General features: G+C 74.7%; 16 protein-coding genes. 8 read left to right on the top strand and 8 right to left on the bottom strand.

Annotated elements, in window-relative coordinates:
• Window positions 1-305: 305 nt before the first annotated feature.
• From AC5L3Z_RS16265 to AC5L3Z_RS16235, 7 genes are all read left to right on the top strand, one after another.
• Window positions 306-1190, top strand: coding sequence for an AfsR/SARP family transcriptional regulator (locus tag AC5L3Z_RS16265; RefSeq protein ID WP_494842879.1), 885 nt, complete (start codon window positions 306-308; stop codon window positions 1188-1190).
• A 121-nt stretch (window positions 1191-1311) separates the two neighbouring features.
• The gene (locus tag AC5L3Z_RS16260) at window positions 1312-1659 is read left to right on the top strand and encodes a TcmI family type II polyketide cyclase (protein WP_334522119.1); all 348 of its coding nucleotides are present in this window, start codon (window positions 1312-1314) and stop codon (window positions 1657-1659) included.
• Window positions 1660-1672: 13 nt separating this feature from the next.
• A complete protein-coding gene (locus tag AC5L3Z_RS16255; protein ID WP_494842877.1) occupies window positions 1673-3025 on the top strand; it encodes an FAD-dependent oxidoreductase in 1353 nt (450 codons plus the stop codon).
• A 235-nt stretch (window positions 3026-3260) separates the two neighbouring features.
• Window positions 3261-4472 (top strand): helix-hairpin-helix domain-containing protein, encoded by a 1212-nt coding sequence (locus AC5L3Z_RS16250; protein WP_494842875.1) that lies wholly within the window; start codon window positions 3261-3263, stop codon window positions 4470-4472.
• 365 nt (window positions 4473-4837) lie between these two features.
• Complete coding sequence (locus AC5L3Z_RS16245; RefSeq protein WP_494842873.1) at window positions 4838-6034, top strand: low temperature requirement protein A; 1197 nt, start codon at window positions 4838-4840, stop codon at window positions 6032-6034.
• A 190-nt stretch (window positions 6035-6224) separates the two neighbouring features.
• A complete protein-coding gene (locus AC5L3Z_RS16240; RefSeq protein ID WP_334522123.1) occupies window positions 6225-6431 on the top strand; it encodes a hypothetical protein in 207 nt (68 codons plus the stop codon).
• Window positions 6432-6683: 252 nt separating this feature from the next.
• Complete coding sequence (locus tag AC5L3Z_RS16235; protein ID WP_494842871.1) at window positions 6684-7643, top strand: TIGR03557 family F420-dependent LLM class oxidoreductase; 960 nt, start codon at window positions 6684-6686, stop codon at window positions 7641-7643.
• A gap of 133 nt (window positions 7644-7776) precedes the next feature.
• Here AC5L3Z_RS16235 and AC5L3Z_RS16230 read toward each other — a convergent pair whose 3' ends face one another.
• From AC5L3Z_RS16230 to AC5L3Z_RS16210, 5 genes are all read right to left on the bottom strand, one after another.
• A complete protein-coding gene (locus AC5L3Z_RS16230; RefSeq protein WP_494842869.1) occupies window positions 7777-9138 on the bottom strand; it encodes a hypothetical protein in 1362 nt (453 codons plus the stop codon).
• 261 nt (window positions 9139-9399) lie between these two features.
• A complete protein-coding gene (locus AC5L3Z_RS16225) occupies window positions 9400-11505 on the bottom strand; it encodes an APC family permease (RefSeq protein ID WP_494842867.1) in 2106 nt (701 codons plus the stop codon).
• A 109-nt stretch (window positions 11506-11614) separates the two neighbouring features.
• On the bottom strand, window positions 11615-12010 hold the full coding sequence (locus tag AC5L3Z_RS16220; protein WP_494842865.1) for a hypothetical protein: 396 nt from the start codon (window positions 12008-12010) through the stop codon (window positions 11615-11617).
• A gap of 146 nt (window positions 12011-12156) precedes the next feature.
• Window positions 12157-12927, bottom strand: coding sequence for a DUF5995 family protein (locus tag AC5L3Z_RS16215; RefSeq protein ID WP_494842863.1), 771 nt, complete (start codon window positions 12925-12927; stop codon window positions 12157-12159).
• 114 nt (window positions 12928-13041) lie between these two features.
• Window positions 13042-15966 (bottom strand): helix-turn-helix transcriptional regulator, encoded by a 2925-nt coding sequence (locus AC5L3Z_RS16210; RefSeq protein WP_494842861.1) that lies wholly within the window; start codon window positions 15964-15966, stop codon window positions 13042-13044.
• 190 nt (window positions 15967-16156) lie between these two features.
• On the opposite strand from AC5L3Z_RS16210, the gene AC5L3Z_RS16205 reads away from it, so the two are divergent.
• Window positions 16157-18784: an AAA family ATPase gene (locus tag AC5L3Z_RS16205; RefSeq protein WP_494842859.1), complete on the top strand. Its 2628-nt coding sequence runs from the start codon at window positions 16157-16159 to the stop codon at window positions 18782-18784.
• 31 nt (window positions 18785-18815) lie between these two features.
• On the opposite strand, the gene AC5L3Z_RS16200 is transcribed toward AC5L3Z_RS16205, so the two are convergent.
• Genes AC5L3Z_RS16200 through paaK form a run of 3 tightly spaced genes read right to left on the bottom strand, consistent with a single transcriptional unit; the run spans window position 18816 to window position 21191 of the window.
• Window positions 18816-19406, bottom strand: coding sequence for a dienelactone hydrolase family protein (locus AC5L3Z_RS16200; RefSeq protein WP_494842857.1), 591 nt, complete (start codon window positions 19404-19406; stop codon window positions 18816-18818).
• 59 nt (window positions 19407-19465) lie between these two features.
• Window positions 19466-19882: a hydroxyphenylacetyl-CoA thioesterase PaaI gene (paaI, locus tag AC5L3Z_RS16195; RefSeq protein ID WP_494842855.1), complete on the bottom strand. Its 417-nt coding sequence runs from the start codon at window positions 19880-19882 to the stop codon at window positions 19466-19468.
• A 1-nt stretch (window position 19883) separates the two neighbouring features.
• On the bottom strand, window positions 19884-21191 hold the full coding sequence (paaK, locus tag AC5L3Z_RS16190; protein ID WP_494842853.1) for a phenylacetate--CoA ligase PaaK: 1308 nt from the start codon (window positions 21189-21191) through the stop codon (window positions 19884-19886).
• Window positions 21192-21298: the final 107 nt, after the last annotated feature.

The raw sequence follows: 21298 nt of genomic DNA, 5'->3' as shown, positions 1-21298 counted from the left end.
CGGGCATCGTCTCGTCGGCCGGCTTTCGTGACGATGCGTTGACGCAGCCTGTGTATGAGCTGTGTCAAGATCACAATCAAAGGCTTCTATGCGCAGTTCAGAACCCGTATCACGGGACCCCTTGTCTACCTGGCGATATTGACTGAGAGTGACCACGATTGATAACCTTCGTGGTGGTCAGCCCGGCGACCGCGGCGTGCCACAGACGCCGTGCCGCGGCGGAGCGACCCGACACCGGGGTCATGGGCAGCCGCGCCGGGGACACACAGATGAGTCGGGACGAGCGTTCCGCAGGGGGTGCCGCCGTGGCCGCCGATCCGTCCATGCCGACCGCCGGAGATCCTCCCGGCCCCGGCATCTCGCTGCACCTGCTCGGTGGTTTCCGGCTGCTGCACGGAGACGCGCCGGTCGTGGTGCCGCGCGGTCTGCAACGGGTCATCGCGCTGATCGGGCTGCGCCCCGGGGCCACCCGCAGCCACCTGGCCGGGCTGCTCTGGCCGGACGCCACCGAGGACCGCGCCCTGTCGTCGCTGCGCACCGCGCTGTGGCGACTGCGCCAGGATCCCTGCTGCCCCCTGACCACCGCCGGCGACACCGTACGCCTGGACCCCGCCGTCCGGGTCGACGTCGACGCGCTGGTCGGCACCGCCGCCCGGGTCCGCGACGGCGGCGACCCGTGCGCCGCCGCGGCCCTCGCCGCCGGCCGCCACGACCTCCTCCCCGGCTGGTACGACGACTGGGTGCTGACCGAGCGGGAACGGCTGCGCCAGCTCCGGCTGCACATGCTGGAGGAGCTGGCCGGGCAGCACCTCGCGGCGGGCCGGCACGGCGAAGCCCTGGAGGCGGCGCTCGAGGCGATGTCCGCCGAGCCGCTGCGCGAGACGCCGCACCGGCTGGTGGTGCGCATCCACCTGGCCGAGGGCAACGCCTTCGAGGCGGTGCACGCCTTCTACGTCTACCGGGACCTGCTGCTGCGGGAGCTGCGGCTGGAGCCGTCGGCGGCGATGACCGCGCTGCTCGACGACACGCTCGCGCCGATCCGGGACGCCACCCGCGACGCGCCGGGCGGCCCCGCCCGGCCGACGAACACCCGGAACGCCTCGACTCCCCCACGCAACCCCGCCGTACGCGACACGCCGGGCGGGCAGCCCCGCAGCCCGGCCACCCGGGTCGGGCCCCGGACCCGCTGACCGGCGTCACCGCCACCGCACGCCGAGTGACGTGCAGGTGACAGCCGGTGGGTCAAGGTGGGTGCACAGCAGACCGTGGGCTCCCACCCCGATGGGGAGCACCACCGGCGAGAGGGGTCCCATGAGCCGTCTACTGATCGTCAGCAGGATCATCCCGGGCTCGGAGGGTCGGGTGGCGCAGATCTTCGCCGAGTCCGACGCGACCGAACTGCCCGCCCTGACCGGGGTCCGGCACCGCTCCCTGTACTGCCTGCACGACCTGTGCGTGCACCTGATGGAGACCGAGGACGTCGACCCGGACGCGCTCGCGGGCGCCCGCAACCATCCGCTCTACCTCCAGGTCAACGAGCGGCTCTCCGCGCACACCTCGCCGTACCTGCCGACGTGGCGGTCGCCGCGGGACGCGATCGCCGGGTGCTTCTACCGGTGGGACGCCGCCGAGGTCCCGTCACCCCGGCCGGCTGGTTGAGCGGAACCTCGCCGTGACCTCCGCAGGATCACCACACGTCCTGATCGTCGGCGCCGGCACCGGCGGCCTCTGCCTCGCGCAGGGGTTGCGCCGGGCCGGCGTCAGCGTCGCCGTCTACGAGCGCTACCGCACCCGCGGCGAGGGGCTGCTCGGCTACCGGGTCGGCATCGGCCCCACCGGCAGCAAGGCGCTGCGGCAGTGCCTGCCGCCCGAGCTGTTCGACATCTACCTGGCCACCTGCGCCCGCTCCCCCCGCTACTTCAACGTCCTCACCCAGCGGCTGGGCCGGACCGCGTCGTTCACGCTGCGCCCCGACACCGACCCGGTCGACACCGAACGCTCGGTGGCCCGGATGACGCTGCGCCAGGTCCTGCTCACCGGCCTCGAGGACGTGGTGCACTTCGACAAGACCTTCACCCGGTACGAGCAGCGCGACGACGGCACCGTCACCGCGTACTTCGCCGACGGCACCAGTGCCACCGGCGACCTGCTCGTCGCCGCGGACGGCACGCACTCCGCGGTCCGCCGCCAGTACCTGCCGCACGCCGTGACCCGCGACGCCGGCACCATCAACATCGCCACCCGGATCCCGCTCACCACCCACACCCGCGCCCTGCTGCCGCACCACGTCGAGCACGGCATCTCGCTGATCTTCGGCGCCGGCGGGATGATGGGCGTGCTGCACGTGATGGAGTTCAAGTGGGACCGGGACGGGAACATCAAGCCCGACGTGGCCGACGCCGACGCCGCGCTGCTGCGCAAGTGGCCGGGGCGGCGCCACGACAACACCCGCGACAACATCAACCTGATCATCTGGAGCACCGCCCGCCGCTTCCCGCCGGACGTCATGCAGCGGCGAGGCGACGAACTCGTCCAGCTCGCCCTGGGCCTCACCCGCAACTGGCACCCGAACCTGCGGCAGCTGCTGGCCCGCAGCGATCCCGGCAGCGCCCTGCCGATCAAGGTGACCACCAGCGAGCCGGTGCCGGCGTGGAAGAGCAGCACCGTCACGCTGCTCGGCGACGCCATCCACACGATGACACCGGGGCGCGGGGTGGGGGCGAACACCGCCCTGCGCGACGCCGCCCTGCTCTGCCGGCAGGTCCGCCAGGCCGCCGCCGGCGACAAGACACTGGTCCAGGCGGTGGCCGACTACGAGGCGGCCATGGTGCCGTACGGATTCGCCCGGGTCGCCGACTCGCTGAACCGCAGCGGCACCAGCGGCGACGACCGGATGTACAAGCCGGTGGTCGGCCGGCTGGCGCTGCTCGGCGCCCGCGGCTACTTCGGCGTCAGCAGCCGGGTGCCCCGGCTGGCCCGCAAGTTCGTCGACGACTTCTACACCTACCGGGGCGAGGACGACTGAGCCGCCCGGCCGGGCCCGGCGACGGCACCTCGCCGCGGCCCGGCCGGGCCAGTCGCCGTCCGGCGCCCGCCTCCGGCGCCCCACCGTCGGTCATCCCACCGCCACCCGCTGGCACCGGCCGTCCCGCCCGCGTCGCGAGTCGTGATCCTCCCTGTCGCCGTCGCCACCCGTGTGGAAAGCTGCCGGCGAGTTTTCTTCGCGACTTTCACCGACAAATGCAAGAGGGAGGTTCGCCGTGCCGTCGACTTTCGGGCAATGGCTGATCGTGATCCTGGCCCTGGTGGCCGGTGTGGCTGGAGGCTGGGTGTGGCGCGGCCGGCAGGCCGCGGCGACCACCGGGACATCGCAGCCCATCGTGGAGGGCGATCCGGTGGTCGGTCTCTCCGAGGACGAGAAGGCGGCCGCCGCGGCGACCGCCGTCGTCGACCCGCCCCGGCCCGAGGCCACGGTCGACGAGGCGCCCGCGCCCGCGGCGGTCGTCGACGAGGTGGTCCCCGCCGAGGTGGACGCCGCTCCGGTCGCCACCGACACCCTGCCGACCGGGGACGGCACCGACCGTGCCCCGGCGACCGTGGCTTCGACCGACGTGGACACCGCCGACGCGGACCGGCCCGCCGCCGGCACGGAGCGCGACGCGGACACCCCGGCCGCCGACGCGGACCGCGACGTCGAGCCGGTCGGACCGGCCGGCGCGGCCGACCCGCAGGTCACCTCCGTGACCGCGGAGCACGCCGACGAGCCGACCCACGCCGACCTGCCCGGCGACGCCGACGACGAGCGTGCCGACCGGGTCACGTCGGCCACCGACGCCGGGATCACCCAGCGGCCGGCCGTGGCGGACTCGCCGGGCGGCGACGACGCCGGGGCGCAGGTCGAGGCCGGCCCGTCCACCACCGAGCCGGCTCCGACCGCCACCCCGGTGGACGCGGTCGCCACCGACGAGGACACCACGCCCGTCGGGACCGGCGCTCCGGTGGGGATCGCCGCGCCCGACACCACCGAGGAGGCCGCCGAGCCGGTGACCGCCACGTCCGGCGTTCCGGCGCCCCGGACCCCGGTCGAGGACACGATGACCGGCGGTGCCACCGAGGCCGCCGCGCCGACTCCCGCCGAGGAGTCCGACCTGACGGTCGGGTCCGCCCTGGTGGCCGCCGCCGCGCCGGTGACCCCGGCACCCGTCGACGACACCGCGCCGGCCGACGACTTCCGCCGGATCCAGGGCGTCGGACCGAAGATGGCCGCCGCGCTGCACGCCGCGGGCATCCGCACGTACCGTCAGCTGGCCGAGCTGGACGAGCCGGCGCTGCGCGAGACCATCCGCGCGGCCGGGCTGCGCGCCGCCGCGAGCCTGGCCACCTGGCCGCAGCAGGCGAAGGTGCTGGCCGGCGCCGGCGCCGAGGCCGAGCGGGTCCTGCCCGTCGGCACCGGAGCCGGCGAGCAGGACTGACCCGAAAACAGCGGGCCGGTGGTGGTGCCCCCGGCATCACCACCGGCCCTCGCCCCACCCGGCGTCGCCGCCGCCGGCGTCGCGGGCGCCCGTCAGCTCGGGTCGGCTCCGGCCCCCGGTTCCACATCGCCCGGTCGACCCCCGGCACGGCGCGGAACGCCCGCCGGCTCTCGCCCGAGAACAGTGTCCAGGCGATCAGGCCGGATCGCCGACGCCGCGGCAGCAAAGTCGACGACCGCGGCCGACTCGGACCACGGCCGGGAAAGCACCGAACCGGACACCCGGTCAGGCCCGCCTCGATACCGTCGGTGCGGGGCCGGACGGCGGCCCGCCGCGCCGACGGTCCGGTTCCCGAGGAGCAGCCCGTGCAGTTCGACCCGCCGGAGCGGCGCATCCGCCCGCCGGTGCGCGATCCGGACTCGCCCCGCCGGGTGACCCTGCTGGAACTCTTCTTCGATCTCGTCTACGTCGTCGCGCTCGCGCTCATCTCCCGTGGGCTGATCACCGAACTCAGCTGGCAGCGCGCCGGCCAGTCGTTGATCATTCTGATGGCGATCTGGTGGACCTGGGCCATCACCACCCTGGTCACCGACATGTACGACCCGCAGCGCCCCGAGATCAAACTACTGATCACCGCGGTGATGTTCGGCGCGCTGCTGATGACCACCGCCATCCCGGAGGCGTTCGGCTCCCGCGGGCTGGTCTTCGCCGGTACGTACGTGGCGATCCACCTGGGCCGGGGGCTCTTCCTCATGCCCACCATGCGCCGGCATCCGGAGACCCAGCGCCGGGCGGCCCGGATCTTCGTCTGGTTCGCCGTCTCGGCGGTCCCGTGGATCGTCGGCGCCCTGGTCGGCGGGCACGCCCGCGAGGCGCTGTGGGCGCTCGCGCTCGCCATCGACTACGGCGGCTTCCGGTTGGCGTACCCGGTGCCGGGGCTGGGCGTCGTCCCGGAGGCGCTGCGCAACGTCACCGCCGAGCATCTGTCCGAGCGCTACCAGCAGTTCTTCATCATCGCCCTCGGCGACGCGATCCTGGCGATCGGCATGATGTTCAGCGCCGGCCACTCCGAGGTGGCGAACCTGGCCGCCTTCGCCACGGCGTTCATCAGCACGCTGCTGCTCTGGCGGATCTACGTGCACAAGTCCGGCGAGCTGCTGCCGCACGCCATCCGGCGCTCGCGGGCGCCCAGCCGGTTCCTGCTGACGGCGCCGTACACCCACCTGCTGATGGTGGCCGGGGTGGTCACCACCGCGGCCGGCTTCGACCTGGTGCTGCACGAGCCGATGGGGCGTACCCCGCCGGCGTGGGCGGCGGTCATCCTCGGCGGGCCCGCGCTCTATCTCGCCGGTCGGGCCGCCTTCGAGTACGAGGTGTTCAGCCGGGTCTCGCTGTCCCGTCCCGGCGGGCTGCTCGCGCTGCTGACCATCGCCCCGGCGGTGCTGTTCCTGCCGCCGCTCCTCGCCGCGGGCGGGGCGATGCTGGTGCTGGCGGGCGTGGCGGTGGCCGACCACCTGCGCAGCCGCGGTAAGCCGCCGGAGGAACCGGCGCCGCCGCACTGAACGCCCGGGCGGGCTCGCCGGGTCGGCAGTGGACGAACGCAGGGCGCGGCCGCGTGGTGGCCGATCCGGCCCGTCCGGCGACGCCGCCCACGGGTCGCCGGGCCGACCGTTCCCCGACCCCGTTTACCCGTTCGTCGGGTCTGGGTACTGGGTCGTCACCTCGAACCACCACGACCCGGGAGGCACCCCCATGCGCGGTACGTCGATTTTCGGAGTCCTCGTCGTCATCTGGTTGATCATTGGCGCTGTCGCCGCTGGTCAGCGCGGCTACTACAACAATGACGACACCAACTGCGCCGAGGCCGGGACCATCCTGGTGACGATCGTGGCCGGCCCGCTGAACTACATCGGCGCCAACCCCAAGATCGACTGCGCGCTGCCCGAGCCGTCCAAGTAGGCGGTACCGAGAAGCCCGCGCCCCCACCCCCGGGGCGCGGGCTTTTTCATGTCCGCTCCCGATCATCCACGACCGGCGCAGGCGCGACGCCGGCGGCGGCCGGCGCCACTGTGCACCCGCGAAGCCGGTCCCCTGGCCCGTCGTCCTGGTCACTACCCGCAGTGCGTCCTAGGAGGCTGGGTCAGGGCGGGCGTTTGCCGGCGTCCGGGCCGGAAGGGTGACGGGCCACCCGGGACCCGGACGGAGCGAGTCATGAAGATCGGCTACAAGCTGGCCTCGGAGTCCTTCGGGCCGCGGGAGCTCATCCGCCAGGCGGTCCGCGCCGAGCAGGTCGGCTTCGACTTCGTCGAGATCAGCGACCACTTCCACCCCTGGCTGGACGTGCAGGGGCACTCCTCGTTCGCCTGGAGCGTGCTCGGCGCGATCGCCGCGAGGACGAGCACCCTCGGCCTGGCCACCGGCGTCACCTGCCCGACGGTGCGCTACCACCCGGCGATCATCGCCCAGGCGGCCGCCACCATGGCCCTGGTCTCCGACGGCCGGTTCACCCTCGGCGTCGGCGCCGGCGAGCGGCTCAACGAGCACGTCGTCGGCCAGGGCTTCCCCAGCGTGCGCGGCCGGCACGAACGGCTGCGCGAGGCCCTGGAGATCATCCGGTTGCTCTGGCAGGGCGGCTACCGGTCGTACGAGGGCCGGCACCTCCAGCTGGAGGACGCCCGGCTGTTCGACCTGCCCGAGACGCCGCCGGTGATCGCCGTGGCGGCCAGCGGGAGGGCGTCCGCCGAGACGGCCGCCGAGCTGGGCGACGGCCTCTTCGTCACCGAACCGAAGTCCTCCATCGTGGAGCACTACCGGGCGGCGGGCGGCGACGGCCCCCGGTACGCCGAGGTGCCGCTGGCCTGGGCCACCGACGAGGAGCAGGCCGTTCAGGCGGCGCTGGAGAAGAGCCGCTGGGCGATCACCGGCTGGAAGGTGATGAGCGAGCTGCCCAACCCGGTCAACTTCGACGCGGCCACCTCGTGGGTCGAGGGCCACCACATCCGGCGCCAGTTCGCCGTGGGCCCGGAACCGGAGGTGCACCTGGCGGCGGTCCGCGGCTACCTGGACGCCGGCTACGACCACATCGTGCTGCAGAACGCCGGCCCGGACCCGGACGGCTTCCTGGACTTCTTCGCCGGCGAGTTCGCCGGGCGGCTCCGCGCGCTCGCCTGAGCGCCCTCAGGAGTTCGCCGGTCCGGCCACCGTCGACGGCGGGCCGGACCGGCGCACCCGGTCCACCGTCGCGGTGGACCGGGTGCGCTCGGAGCCACGGGGCGCGAACCCGGCGGGTTCGCTCCGTCGAGGATCAGCGGAAACAGTTCGGGACCGGCACCGTGCTGCCCACGCAGTTGCCCGGCTCGTTGTCGATGATCTCGGTCTCGTCATCGACCCTGGCGCGGGCCTTGTCCACGAAAAGGCCACCCGGCTCCTCGTCGGAGACGTTGTCGGTCACCCGGCTCTTGTACAGGGAGACCTGACCCATGGTGACGAAGATACCGCCGGCCTTCTCGTCCGCGTCGTTGCTGCTGACGTGGCTGCGGCGCACCAGCAGGTTCGACTTCTCCGAGTAGATTCCGCCGCCGTCCCCCTCGGAGCTGTTGTGCACGATGGTGCTCTCGTCGAGCGGGACCAGACCCTGGAAGGTGGAGATGCCACCGCCCTTGACCGTGGCGGTGTTGCCGCGGATCGTCATGCCCCGCAGGTAGATCAAGGCGTCGGAGTTGGCGATGCCGCCGCCGACCTCGGCGGTGTTGCCGAGCACCCGGGCGTCGGAGACCCTGGTACGGGCCGAGAAGCTGGCGATCCCGCCGCCCTGCTTCGCCTTGTTGTCGGCGAAGGTGCCCCCGTTGACCTCGGCCGCCCCCCGGTAGTTGCCGAACCCACCGCCGTAGCTGGTGGCGAAGTTCTCGTAGAACTTCGCCCCCTTCACGGTGAGCACGCCACCGTTGAGCAGGCCCCCGCCCTTGCCCTCCTTCCCGATGGCGCGGTTGCCGACGAAGGTGCTGTCGATGACCACCGTGTTGCCGTCGTTGAAGAGGCCGCCGCCGCCGCCCTCGGCGGAGCGGGAGGTGCTTCCGATGATCGTGGTGCGCCGCACCACGGCCGCGGCACCGTGGACCACGTGGATGGCGCCCCCCTCCGCGGCCGACCGGCCGTTCCTGAGCACGACGTCCCGCAGGTCCAACTCCCCGCCGTCGCGCACGGTGAAGAACCGGAACTCGTCGGCGTTCGAATCCCGGCGGATGGTGGCGCCCTCACCGTGGATGGTGATGGGGTGGTAGATGACCGGCAGGCCGGCCTTGTCGTCCTTCGGGTCCCGCGGGGGCGCCTCGGCGTCACCGGGATTCTCGGCGCTGTCGGCGGCCTCGCGGGCGTCCCGGATGCCCCCGTCGTAGTCGTCCGGTTGCTGGAACGCCTCCCTGAGGGTGTAGGTGCAGTTGCGGGCGAGCCGGAGCTCGCCGCCACCCTCGGCGTTGGCCCGAACGAGAGCAGCGATGAGCCGGTCCGAGTCGCAGGGCACGCTCACGCGGTCGGCCGCCGAGGCCCCCACGCCGGTCAGGCCCGTCGCCGCCACCACCATGCCGCCCGCCATCAGGCCGCCGGTTAAGAACCACCGGGACCGCCGCCTGGGCCTCGCTGGGCGCCGACTCACTCGGTTCGTGGACATAGGGCTTCCCTGCCTCTCGTACGTGTGATGCGGCCGCACCGAAACGGGCGCGGGGTGGCCGAACGTCCGGTGAAGCCACCGAAAATTACGATACGACGATCAAATGTGACAAGACCGGCGAACGTGAAGAAACTTGCGACTTCCGTTCATGCCCCCATCGACCGCCGACCGGCCCCACGCAGGTTGATTTCCCACGAAATACCAGGTCAGCGACGCTTTCCGACGTCGGGCGCGCCCGGCCGGCCCGGTCTGACCCGGGAATCAGCCGCCGACGTGGATGCCGGGCCGGCGGGCCGGATCCGCCTCGCTCTTGCGGATGATCTCCCGGACCACCGGTGGGGTGTCGCCCCGCCCGAGGATCAGGTAGCGCAGCAGGTGGGCGACCGGGCTCCCCTCGGACCACTCGAAGTGGGCGTGCGGACGCGTCCCGGTGGCGTCGCGCAGGGCCAGCAGGATGGCCGCGATCGCGTTCGGCGCGGCCGGGCTGCTGGCCCGCAGCACCCGGTAGCCGCCGACCTCGACGCCGCGCACCCGCAGCACCTGGCTGAACTCCGACGGGTCCACCACGTCGATCTCCAGGAAAAGCACGTCGGCGGCCCCGGGCACGGGGTTCATCCCGCGCTGCGCCCGTTCCTTGACCCGGTACTCCTTGACCGCGCCGCTGTCCCGCTTGTTGGCGATCAGGTGCAGCCGACCGTCGTGGGCCAGCGACTCGGCGATGAACCGGCGGGCGGGCGGGTCGAACTCGATCCGTTCCGCGCGCAGCTCGGTGGTGCGGGCCACCCGCGAGACCAGCGAGACGACGATGATGCCGGCGATGAACATGCCGGAGATGGTGATCCCGTCCGGCTTCTCGATCACGTTCTCGACCAGCGCGTAGAGCAGGACCAGGGTCAGCACGGTGAAGCCGACCCCGGCGACCCGGTGCCGGGCGCGGAGCGCGGCGATGCTCACCGCCACCGCCGCGGAGACCATCATCGCCAGGATCCCGGTGGCGTACGCGCCGGCCTGGGCGTTGACGTCGGCCCGGAACGCCACCGTGATGGCAATGCTGATCACGGTGTAGACGATCACCACGGGGCGCACCGCCCGGGCCCACTCCGGCGCCATCCCGTACGCCGGCAGATAGCGTGGCACGATGTTGATCAGCCCGGCCATCGCCGAGGCGCCGGCGAACCAGAGGATGAGCACGCTGCTGATGTCGTAGACGGTGCCGAACCCCTCGCCGAGGTGCTCGTGGGCGAGCCAGGCCAGCGCCCGGCCGTTGGCGGCGCCGCCCGGGGCGAACTGGTCCGGCGGGATCAGCACGGTGGTCACGACGGTGGTGGCGACCAGGTAGACCGACATGATCAGGGCGGCGGTGGTGAGCAGCCGGCGGGTGTTGCGGATCCGCGCCCGCAGGCGCTGCTCACGGTCCGCGCCGTCCCCCCGGACCAGCGGCATCATGCTCACCCCGGTCTCGAAGCCGGAGAGCCCGAGCACCAGCAGCGGGAAGGCCAGCACCGACGTCCCCACCAGGTGACCCAGGCCGTCGCCGCCGGCGGTCAGCCGGCTGGTCCAGTCGGCCAGCAGCGCCGGGTCGGCGGTCACCTCGGCCAGACCGGCCACCACGATCACCGCGTTGAGCCCGAGGAAGGCCACGACCAGCGGGATGGCGACGGTGACCGCCTCGCGGAAGCCCAGCAGGAACACCCCTCCGAGGACGATCAGCAGCACCACCGTCACCACCACGGCCGCGCCGGCCCCGTGCGGGAAGGAGGACGGTAGGTACGGGTTCTCCAGCAGGTGGACCGTGGCGTCGGCGGCGGAGAGCGTGATCGTGATGATCCACGAGGTGGCCACGAAGCCGAGCAGCACCAGGACGGAGAGCTTGCCCCGCCAGAACGGCAGCAGCCGCTCCAGCATCGCCACCGAACCCTGCCCGTGCGGGCTCTCCCGGGCCACCCGCCGGTACATGGGCAGCATCCCGAACAGGGTCAGCGCCACGATCAGCAGGGTGGCCAGCGGGGAGAGCGCCCCGGCGGCCAGCGCGGCGATACCGGGCAGGTAGGACAGCGTGGAGAAGTAGTCGACCCCGGTCAGGCACATCACCTGCCACCAGGGGTGGCGCTGCTGCTGCCCCTCCTGGGCCTCCGGCCCCACCGGCTGCACCCGGTGCGCGAAGAGCCAGCGCCGCAGCGAGCCGGCCGGTGGGGCCGGGTGGACCGGGCTGTCCACGCGCTCCGGCACGGTCACCGAGCGACCGGCGTCGGTCGGCTGGCCCGGGTCGCGGGCCGCCCGCAGCGCCCGGTCCGCGGCGGCCGCCGGGACAGCGCCGCCCCGTCTGCGGGCACGCCGCCCCGGTACCCCGTCCCGCTCCTGCGCCATGCCCCGTACCACCCTTTCCGGCCCTGAACCCGACCGTAGGTGGTACGCCCGGCCCCACCTGCCGGAACGCCGGGAAGCGGGACGATCAACCGCGGCGGCGGGGGGCCGGTCAGCCGACGGGCGGGGCGCGCAGCACGCCGAGCAGGGCGTCGGGGTCGGTGACCGTGACCGTGACGGCCGGGTGGCGCAGCCACGGCCCCGGCACCAGGGCCGGTACGCCGGCGGCGAGGCGGATGCAGACCCCGGCGGCGGTGCTGCTGCCGAAGGTGACCCCGCCGTCGGCCAGGGACAGGTGCGGCCCGATCGCCTTCCACCAGTGGTACGGCCCGGAGATCTCCGCCCCGGTGACGTTGTCATGGGTGGTGCGCAGTCGCCAGGGGCCGAACCGGATCTCGACCGCCTCCTCGTCGACCGTCACCCAGGAGGTCTCCGGCCGGACGCCGAGCAGGGCCAGCGGCACCCGGAAGGGCGGGTCGAAGCGGAAGGCGGAACGGTGCGCGGCCATGCCGCGGGCGTACCCGGTGCCGGCGCGCCGACACCCGTCCGGGCGGGCGGGACGCTCGCGGCGAAGCGCGCCCGGGCCTGAGGCCCGAGCGGGACGCGTCCCCGCGCCCCGGTCGCCCGGAGCGCGGGGACCCCCCGTCCCGGCTGCTACTGCAGGAACGCCCCCAGTGGCGAGAGCAGCAGCCGGCCGAGCGCGGCGGCGTTGTCGTCCAGCCGCGCGCGCTCGCAGTCGCGGGCGTGCGGGTCATGCCGGCAGCGCCAGATCTTCTGCGCGTTGCGCCAGGCCACGTCCCGGGTGTACTCCACCAGCTCGCCCTGGTACCAGTCGTCGATGTCGCCGTTGAGCATGTCCAGCATCAGCTGCCACTGCTCCAGGTAGCCCCGGCGTAGGGTGGGGATCTTGTCGGCGAAGATGTCGTTGATCTTCAGGTAGTCGCGGTGCTGGTCGCTGCCGTCCACCGGCTCCGACTCCAGGTGGTCGAAGGTCGTCACCAGGGCGAACGGCAGGTCGAAGTTGATGTGCGCGTTCACCCCCGCCGCCGCCGACGGCAGCGGCCGGGCGTCCCGGCCGCGCATCCGCTTGAACAGGCACGACCACGCCTTCGGGGTGCTCGGGCTGGACTCCGACCACAGCCGCAGCGCGTCGAAGTACCGGGCGGCGAACTCCACGTCCAACCGGGACAGGAAGGCCGGGTCGGCGAAGTAGTCGTCGTAGAGGCCGTCCAGCACGCTGCTGGTGATGGTCAGGTAGAGCTGGTTGAAGTCGGCCAGCGGGCAGCTGCGCTCCAGCGGAGGGAGCCGGACCAGCAGGTCCTGCAGCTTGGTGAGGTGGTCGACCACCGCCGGCACGTCGGCAGGATGGTCGGCGAGCAGATCGACGATGTCGGCGTGGACAGGGCCCCAGACCGGTTCCGTCATGTCTCCTCCACTGTGGTCGGGGCACCCCCGTGCCTTCGGCTCGCTGGACAGCCTTCCAGCGGCGAGCGCCCGCGCCATCAGTAGAACGACGTATTCGAGGCGATCACACGTACGTCAGTCGGCGCGGTTACGCAGGTGGATCGCGCTCGCCTGCACCCGGGTCCGGACCTGGAGCTTGTCGAAGATGTGCGAGACGTGCACCCCGATGGTCCGCTCGCTGATGAACAGCCGCTGCCCGATCTCCTTGTTGGTCAGCCCCTCGGCGACCGCGGCGAGCACCTCGCGCTCCCGCGCGGTGAGCACCGACAGCTCACCGGCGGCGGCTCCGGCCCGGCGCGCGGGACGGCCGGCGGCCGACGGGGGCCGCTCCTCCAACGCCACCCGGGCGCGGCCGGCGAGGGTACGGATCTCACTGGTCAGCGGTACCGCGCCGAGCCCCTGGGCCATCTCGTACGCCCGGCGCAGCAGCTTCGCCGCGGTCGTGCTGCGGCTGCGGCGGGCCAGCAGCGCCTCGGCCTGCCGCAGCCGGGAGTACGCCGCCGGGTACGGATGGTGGCGCCGGTCCCACTCGGCGGCCGAGCGGGCCCAGAGCTCGGGATCGCCCCGCCCGTCGAGCCGGCTCAGCTCGGCGGCGCAGAGCGCCAGGAAGCCCTCCGCGCCGAGGCGTACCGGCCGGGCCGCGTGCACGCTCTTGCGGGCCACCTTGTCGACCACGTCGCGCAGGCGCCGGACCGCGGTCTCGTCCACCGGCACCGTACGGCTGGCGTGCGCCTCCGCCTCGGCCCGCAACCCGTGCCAGGCCAGGGTCGCCAGCAGCATCACGTCGTCGGAGCGGCTCTCGGTGAGTCCACGCTGCACGGCCTGCCGAGCGACGTCGTGCCGCCCCTGCCACATGGCCAGCCCGGCGCGCAGGATCAGCATCGGCAGCACGTGTCGGGCACCGCCACCGGCGAGCACCGTGGCGACCGCCTCCAGGTCCCGGTCGGAGGCCTCCACGTCGCCGTAGCCGACGGAGAGCCGGCAGCGGGCCAGCAGCAGCTCCACCGCGTCGGCGCCCGAGGGGCGGTGCCGCAGCGCGGCCGCGACCACCTTCTCCGCCTCGGCCCACTGCCCCACCCGGAACAGCCCGTTCGTGGCGATCGCCAGCAGCCGGGTCTCGTAGGTGCGGCCCAGCCCCAGTTCGGCCACCCGCTCGGCGCCCCGGCGGGCCACCACCACCCCCTCCTCGAGGATGTTCAACGGCCCGGTGAGCAGCTCCGCCAGGTGCAGGTACGCGCAGGCGACGTCCTCCGGCCGGCCGGCCCGCTCGGCGATCTCCAGGGCGCGGCGGACCACCGCCAGGCCGGCGTCCGGGTCCTCCAGGAACGCCTCGCTGAAGCCGAGCGCCGAGCTGGCCAGCACCACCTCGGTGGTGCTGCCGTCCACCGCCGCGGCGAGGTCGAGCGCCTCCCGGGCGCGCCGGCCGGCCTCGGCGTACCGGCCCAGGTGCAGCAGCAGCTCGGCCAGGCGGGCGGCGGCGGACGCCCGCTCCCGCGGGGTGCAGTCGGCGGACTCCAGGACGCCGGTGTACTCCGCCTCGGCCGGGGCGGACCGTCCGGCGGCGGCGAGGTAGCGGGCCCGGCGGATGCGCAGCGCGCAGGACGGGCCGGCCTCCGCGCCCCCGGCCAGCTCCTCCAGCAGGTGCAGCGCCCGGGCGTGCTCGCCGCACTGGTGCGCGGTCTCCGCGGCGTGCTCCAGCAGCACCGCCCGGTCGACCCGGACCGGCGCCGGGGCGGCCGGGCCGGCGGCCGGCGCGGCGGCCAGGTCCAGCGCCGCCGACCAGTGCCGGTGCGCCTCGGCGAAGCCGTGCAGCCGCTCCGCCTCCCGGGCGGCCGCCATCGCCGCCGGCAACGCCAGGCCCGGTTCGCCGGCCAGCCGCCAGTGGTGGGCCAGGCGCGCCTGGTGCAGTTCCGCCGGCGCCCGGGTCAGCGCCTCGGCGTAGCGTCGGTGCAGGGCGGAGCGTTCCGCCGGCAGCAGCTCGTGCGCGAGGACCTCGGCGACCAGCCGGTGGCGCAGCCGGTAACCCTCGTCCACGCCGACCAGCAGCCGGTGCGCCACGGCGGCCCGCACTGCCTCGATCAGCTCCTGCTCGGGCAGACCCAGCACCTCGGCCAGCAGCCAGTGCTCGACCGGTTCGACACCGGCGGCGACGGCGTGCACCACGGCGTGCGCGTGCTGCGGCAGCGCGTCCACCCGGGCCAGGAAGATCTCGCGCAGCGTGTCGGAGAGCCCGTCCCGGCCGTCGCGCAGGTCCCGGGCCAACTCCTCGACCACGAACGGGTTGCCGCCGCTGCGCTGCCAGACCTGCTCGGCGGCCTCCGGGGTCAACGACGCGCCGGCGATGGCGGCGGCCAGCCGGTCGGTGTCGGCCCGGTCCAGCGGGGCGAGGTCGAGCACCCGCACCGACCGGAGCCGGCGCAGCTCGGTGAGCACCCGGCGCAGCGGGTGAGCGCCCTGCAACGACTCGGCCCGCACCGCGGCCAGCACGGAGAGCTGGAGGTCGCCCAGACCGGCGAGCAGGTAGAGCAGCAGCTGCCGGGTGCTCCGGTCCACCCACTGCAGATCGTCCAGGACGAGCACCAGCGGCCGGCCCTCGGCGATCAGGCCGAGCCCGCGGGACACCCGTTCGAGCAGCGCGCCGGCGCCGTCCGGGGCGGCGGTCTCCTCGGCGAACATCCGCAGCAGGCCGCGGACCGCCGAGGACGTCCGGGCCTGGGTGGAGGTCAGCTCGGCGTCGAAGCGGCGTAACGCCTGCAGCACCGGGTGCAGCGGCGAGGCGTCGCCGATGTCCAGGCAGGAGCCGGTCAGCACCACGGCTCCCGCGTCGCGCAGCCGCGCCCCCACCTCGTGCAGCAGCCGGGTCTTGCCCACGCCGCTCTCACCACTGAGGAAGACCGCCGCGGTCTGCCCGGGCCCGAGGTCGTCGAGCAGGGCGGAGCGCAGCGACGTCAACTGCTCGGCACGGCCGACGAGCGGTGCGGTGTCCACATCGCTGGCCATGCCCGCAGCCTAGCCACAGCCCCCCGCACCCATCTACGGGCTTGATCCCGCTGTGGTACTCCTCGCGTCGACATTGCGACTAAAGGTTGTCACCGGCCGACATACGTCGTTCGGCAGATCCCCCGTCGGCCCGGTGGTGACAGTCTCCGGAGATCGTCAGGCACCACTGCTGGGGGGAAGGGTGGGTGCGATGCCACTGTCCACGCTCGTCATCGGTCGGGAGGACGTCACCGGGCCGCCCTGGCCGGTGCCGGAGGAGAGACGCACGGTGACCGTGCTCTTCGCCGACATCGTCGGCTCCACCGCGCTGACCGAACGGCTCGACCCGGAGGACGTCCGGGCGCTGCAACACGCGTACTTCGACACCGTCGCGGGGGTGCTGCGACGGTGGCAGGGGGTGGTCGAGAAGTACGTCGGTGACGCGGTCATGGCGCTGTTCGGGGCGCGCCGCTCCGACGGGCTCGACGCGTACCGGGCGGTCCGGGCCGGCCTGGAGATCCAGGCCGCGCTGGACCGGCGGCCGATGCCGGGGGGCGTCGCGCTGCGGGTCCGGGTGGGCGTCGCCACCGGCGAGGCGGTGGTCGACCTGACCGCCGCCCGGAACGGCGGCCACGGCTCGGCAAGCGGCGCGGTGATCAGCACCGCGGCCCGCTTGCAGGAGTACGCCCCGGCGGGCGGGGTGGTCGTCTGCGCGGCCACCCACCGGGCCACCGCCGGCCTGATCGACCAGCACGCGCTCGCCCCGGCGGCCCTCGCCGGCAAGGCGCTGCCGGTCGAGCTCTGGCGGGTCACCGGGCCGGCCCGGCCCCGCGCCGACCGGCACCACGGCCCGCTGGTCGGCCGGCGCCGGGAACTGGCCACCGCGCAGGACCAGATCGTCCGGGTCGTCCGGGAGCACCGTCCACGATGGGTGTCCGTGGTCGGTCCGGACGGCATCGGCCGCTCCCGCCTCCTGCACGAGCTGCGCCAGGCGGTACGGAAGGTCGACGGGGCGCCGGTGCGCTGGTGCGTCGCGTACTGCCCGCCGTACCCGGAGGCGGTGCTGGCCCCGGTCGCCGACCTGGTCCGCGACCTCGCCGGGGTGCGGCCCGCCGACCCGCCGGCGGTGGTCCGGCGCCGGCTGGCCGCACTGGTCGACGGGCTGGACACGCCGGGACCGGCGGCGACGACCGTGGACGCGCTGGCGGCGCTGCTGGGCGCGCCGGACCGGCCCGGGACCGGCGGCGCGGCGGCGGGCCGGCAGGTGCTGCTGGCGCTCGCCGCCCGCCAGCCGGTGGTGGTGGCGGTGGACGACCTGGACCGGGCGAGGCCGCAGCTGAGCCGGTTCCTGCACACCCTGTTCGCCACGGCGACACTGCGCGGGCTGCCGCTGGCGGTGGTGGCCACCCACCGGCCGCACCACGCCGACCCGGTGCCCGGCCCCGCCGACCGTCGCTGCCAGGTGGCGCTGGCGCCGCTCGGCGCGGTCGACGCCGGTCGGCTGCTGCGGCGGCTGCTCGGCCGCGCCGGCCGCCCGGCGGCGCTGGCCGCTCGGCTGCTGCCGTTCGTCGGGGGCGTGCCGGGACGCGCCGCCGCCTACGCCGCCGCGGGGGCGGGGGCCGCGTCCCCGCCGCTGCCCGAGGCGGTACGGCGGGCCGCCGAGGCCCGGCTGGACCGGCTGGACGGCGCGGGGCGGGCCGTGCTGATGGTCGCCGCGACGCTCGGCGCCGGCTGCACCGCACCGGCCGTGGCGCGCCTGCTCGGCTGGGCTCCCACCCGGGCCACGGCGCTGCTGCGCACCCTGACCCGGGAGGGCCTGCTGCGGCCCATCGCCCACGGCGGGTACGCCGTCGTGGATCCGGCCCTGCGCCGGGTCGCCCACGAGCGGCTGCCCCGGGCCATCCGCGCCGAGTTCACCCGCCGGGCCGCGCAGTGGCCGGCGGCGCGGGGCGGCGCCGCGACCGGGGAACCCCCCGGCCGGACGGTCCCGGGGCCTACCGCCCGCGAGGCGGCGCCCGGACGCGGCGGCTTCGGCCGGCCCGCACGCCCGCGTCTCCTGGCGTCCAGCGGGGCGGGGCCGATGCCGGCGGGGCTCGTCGGGGCCGTGTGGACCCGGCCGGCCGTCGGGGCCGTCGGATCCACGGTCCATCGTGGAGCGGACATTCGGCCGGTGGTCGTCGCCGGCCCGGGAGCGGGGCGCTCGCCGGCCCGGACCGGCGCCCGGGCGGGCCGGGCCTCGGATCATCGACGCGCGGAAGACCTGACCGCCCCCGAGCCGACCGGGCATGCGGCCGCCTTCGCCCGGAACGGCCTGGTCGTGCGGCCGGCCACCGCCGGCCGGATCGGCGCGCTCACGAATCCGGCCACCGCCGGTTGGGCCGGCCCGGGCGCGGATCCGGCCACCGCCGGTCGCCCCGGCCTGGTCGAAGAGCCCGCCGCAGCCGCCCGGATCGGCCTGGCACGGAATCCGGTCGTCCCCATCCCGGGCGGTGGTGGGGTCGACCCGACCGGCGACCCGGGGCGGGGCGGGCCGGCCGCCGGTCGGAGAAGCCCCGACCGGGCGGGCGCATCGCCGTACGGCGCGACGGTCCCGGCCGTACCCGCGATCCCCGGCACGTCGCGGCTGACCATCGTGCCGCCCGGACGGACGGTGCCGCCGCCGGGCGGCCACTTACCGATCGGCGGGGTCGCCCGGTCGGGCGGCCCCGCCGGCGACGGGCGGACCGGACGCGGCCGGATCGCCCTCACCTCGGCGGACCGGGCGCGCCGCGGCGACCGGCCGGCGCGACGGCGGCCCGCCGGGTCGGGACGGGTCGCCCCGGTACCACGCGCCGCCTGAGCGCGGGCCGCGCCGGTCGGGGCCTGGCGGGTCAGGCCGCGGCCGGACCGGTCGGCTGCCCGACGGGAAGGAAGGCCAGCATCCGCTGCCAGGTCCGCTCGGCGGCCACCGGGTCGTGGTCGGGCACGTCCGGGTCGGTGAAGAGGTGCCCCGCGCCCGGGTAGCGGAACACCTCCAGCCGCGCCCCCGCGTCGGTCATCGCGCGCCGCCACTCGTCGAGCTCGTCGGGCGGCTCGTACCCGTCGGGGTCGGCCAGGTGCAGCTGCACCGGCAGACCGGCCCGCACGCCGGCCGGGTCGCCGCCGGTGCCGTGCAGCAGGAGCAGGGCGGCCGTGTGCGGCCGCTCCGCCAGCAGCGCGCCGGCCACCCCGGCCCCCATCGACCAGCCGGCGAGCACGGTGTCGGGCGGCAACCGGTCCACCGCCGCCCGGGCCCGCCGCAGCACCTCGTCCTGGCCCACCGCCGCCAGCAGGGCGAAGCCCTCCTCGACGGTGTCGACCGGTGGCCGGCCGTACAGGTCGGGGGTGGTGACCTGGTGCCCGGCGGCGCGCAGCCGAACGGCGGCGGTCAGCACGGCGGGCCGCAGTCCGTACACGGAATGGAAGAGCACGACGTGTCCCATCGGGACATCGTGCCGGAGAGCCGGGCCGGACACGTGGTGCCGCGCGGCCAGCCGCCGGCCTACCGGGCCAGGGTGCGGCTGCGGCCCCGGAACTCGGCGACCACCTCGTCGCCCCGGGCGACCGTCACGTCGTAGATCCCGCTGCGGCCGTAGCGGCTCCGCTCGGTGGCGCGGGCGGTGAGCAGGTCACCCTCGCGGACCGGACGGAGGAAGGTGATCTCACCGCCGGCGGCGACGGTGGCCGGCCCGTGGCTGTTGCAGGCCAGCGCGAAGGCCGTGTCGGCGAGGAGGAAGACGAAGCCGCCGTGACCGATGGCGTGGCCGTTGAGCATCGCCGCCGTCACCCGCATCCGGGCCACCGCGGCGCCGTCGCCGGCGGAGACCAGCTCGATGCCGAGGCCGCGCGAGGCGACGTCGGCGTCGAACATGTCGTGCGCGGCGGTCCGCCCCGGCGTCACCGTGCCGTGCTCCCCCATCTCAGCCCACCCGCCGATGGTCGACGATCCGGCGCATCTTGCCCATCGAACGCTCCACCCCGTCCGGCGCGATCACCCGCACGGCGACGCTCACCCCGATGGTGTTCCTGACCAGCTCGACCAGGGCGGCGCCGGCCCGCTCGGCCGACTCCGGGGTCACGCCGGGGCGACGCTCCACCCGCACCGTGAGGGTGTCCAGCCGGCCCTGCCGCTCCAGCACGCACTGGAAGTGCGGGGACAGCTGCGGCGTACGCAGGATCAGCTCCTCGATCTGGGTGGGGAAGACGTTCACCCCGCGCACGATCATCATGTCGTCGGTCCGTCCGGTGATCTTCTCGATCCGGCGCATCGGCCGCGCGGTGCCGGGCAGCAGGCGGGTGAGGTCCCGGGTGCGGTAGCGGACCACCGGCATGGCCTCCCGGGTCAGCGAGGTGAGCACCAGCTCCCCCCGCTCACCGTCGGGCAGCACCGCCCCGGTGACCGGGTCGATGATCTCCGGATAGAAGTGGTCCTCCCACAGGTGCGGCCCGTCCTTGGTCTCCACGCACTCGTTGGCCACACCCGGCCCCATCAGCTCGGAGAGGCCGTAGATGTCCACCGCGTGCATGTCGAGCCGCCGCTCCATCTCGCGGCGCATGTCCTCGGTCCACGGCTCGGCCCCGAAGATGCCGACCTGGAGCGAGGTGGCGCGCGGGTCGATCCCCTGCCGCTCCATCTCGTCCACGATCGCCAGCAGGTAGCTGGGGGTGACCATGATGATCTCGGGGGCCAGGTCGCGGATCAGCATCACCTGCCGCTCGGTCATCCCGCCGGAGACGGGGATGACGGTGCAGCCCAGCTCCTCGGCCCCGTAGTGGGCGCCCAGGCCGCCGGTGAAGAGGCCGTAGCCGTACGCGACGTGCACCCGGTCGCCGGGGCGGCCGCCGGAGGCGCGGATCGAGCGGGCCATCAGCCGGGCCCAGGTGGTCAGGTCCTGCCGGGTGTAGCCGACCACGGTGGGGCGGCCGGTGGTGCCGGAGGAGGCGTGCAGCCGGGCGATCCGCTCCCGGGGCACGGCGAACATGCCGAACGGGTAGTTCTCCCGCAGCTCGGCCTTGCCGGTGAGCGGGAACCGGGCCAGGTCGGCCAGGTCCCGGCAGTCGTCCGGGTGCACGTCGCGCGCCTCGAACGCGCGCCGGTAGTGCGGCACGTTGTCGTACGCGTGCCGCAGCGACCACCGCAGCCGGTCCAGTTGCAGCGCCCGCAGCTCGTCGACGCCGGCCCGCTCGATCGGCTCCAGCTCCTCCGGCCGAGGGGCGCGGTCCTGCATCGGTGCCTCCTGCACGTCACGGCGGGGCCGGGCCACCCACCGACGCGGCCGGGCCGCCACACCCCCGATCTTGGTACCGTACGCCCGCCCGGGGCGCGGCACCACCG

The organism is Micromonospora sp. LZ37, assembly GCF_059359015.1.
The sequence above is the reverse complement of the archived record's forward strand: the minus strand, read 5'-3'. Positions and strand labels throughout refer to the sequence as shown.

Excerpts from the sequence above, each read along its gene's own strand:
- AC5L3Z_RS16260 (WP_334522119.1), top strand. The coding sequence starts at position 1,312 with ATGAGCCGTCTACTGATCGTCAGCAGGATCATCCCGGGCTCGGAGGGT.
- AC5L3Z_RS16240 (WP_334522123.1), top strand. The coding sequence starts at position 6,225 with ATGCGCGGTACGTCGATTTTCGGAGTCCTCGTCGTCATCTGGTTGATC.
- AC5L3Z_RS16235 (WP_494842871.1), top strand. The coding sequence starts at position 6,684 with ATGAAGATCGGCTACAAGCTGGCCTCGGAGTCCTTCGGGCCGCGGGAG.
- AC5L3Z_RS16230 (WP_494842869.1), bottom strand. The coding sequence starts at position 9,138 with ATGTCCACGAACCGAGTGAGTCGGCGCCCAGCGAGGCCCAGGCGGCGG.
- AC5L3Z_RS16225 (WP_494842867.1), bottom strand. The coding sequence starts at position 11,505 with ATGGCGCAGGAGCGGGACGGGGTACCGGGGCGGCGTGCCCGCAGACGG.
- AC5L3Z_RS16220 (WP_494842865.1), bottom strand. The coding sequence starts at position 12,010 with ATGGCCGCGCACCGTTCCGCCTTCCGCTTCGACCCGCCCTTCCGGGTG.
- AC5L3Z_RS16215 (WP_494842863.1), bottom strand. The coding sequence starts at position 12,927 with ATGACGGAACCGGTCTGGGGCCCTGTCCACGCCGACATCGTCGATCTG.
- AC5L3Z_RS16210 (WP_494842861.1), bottom strand. The coding sequence starts at position 15,966 with ATGGCCAGCGATGTGGACACCGCACCGCTCGTCGGCCGTGCCGAGCAG.
- AC5L3Z_RS16205 (WP_494842859.1), top strand. The coding sequence starts at position 16,157 with ATGCCACTGTCCACGCTCGTCATCGGTCGGGAGGACGTCACCGGGCCG.
- AC5L3Z_RS16200 (WP_494842857.1), bottom strand. The coding sequence starts at position 19,406 with ATGGGACACGTCGTGCTCTTCCATTCCGTGTACGGACTGCGGCCCGCC.
- paaI (WP_494842855.1), bottom strand. The coding sequence starts at position 19,882 with ATGGGGGAGCACGGCACGGTGACGCCGGGGCGGACCGCCGCGCACGAC.
- paaK (WP_494842853.1), bottom strand. The coding sequence starts at position 21,191 with ATGCAGGACCGCGCCCCTCGGCCGGAGGAGCTGGAGCCGATCGAGCGG.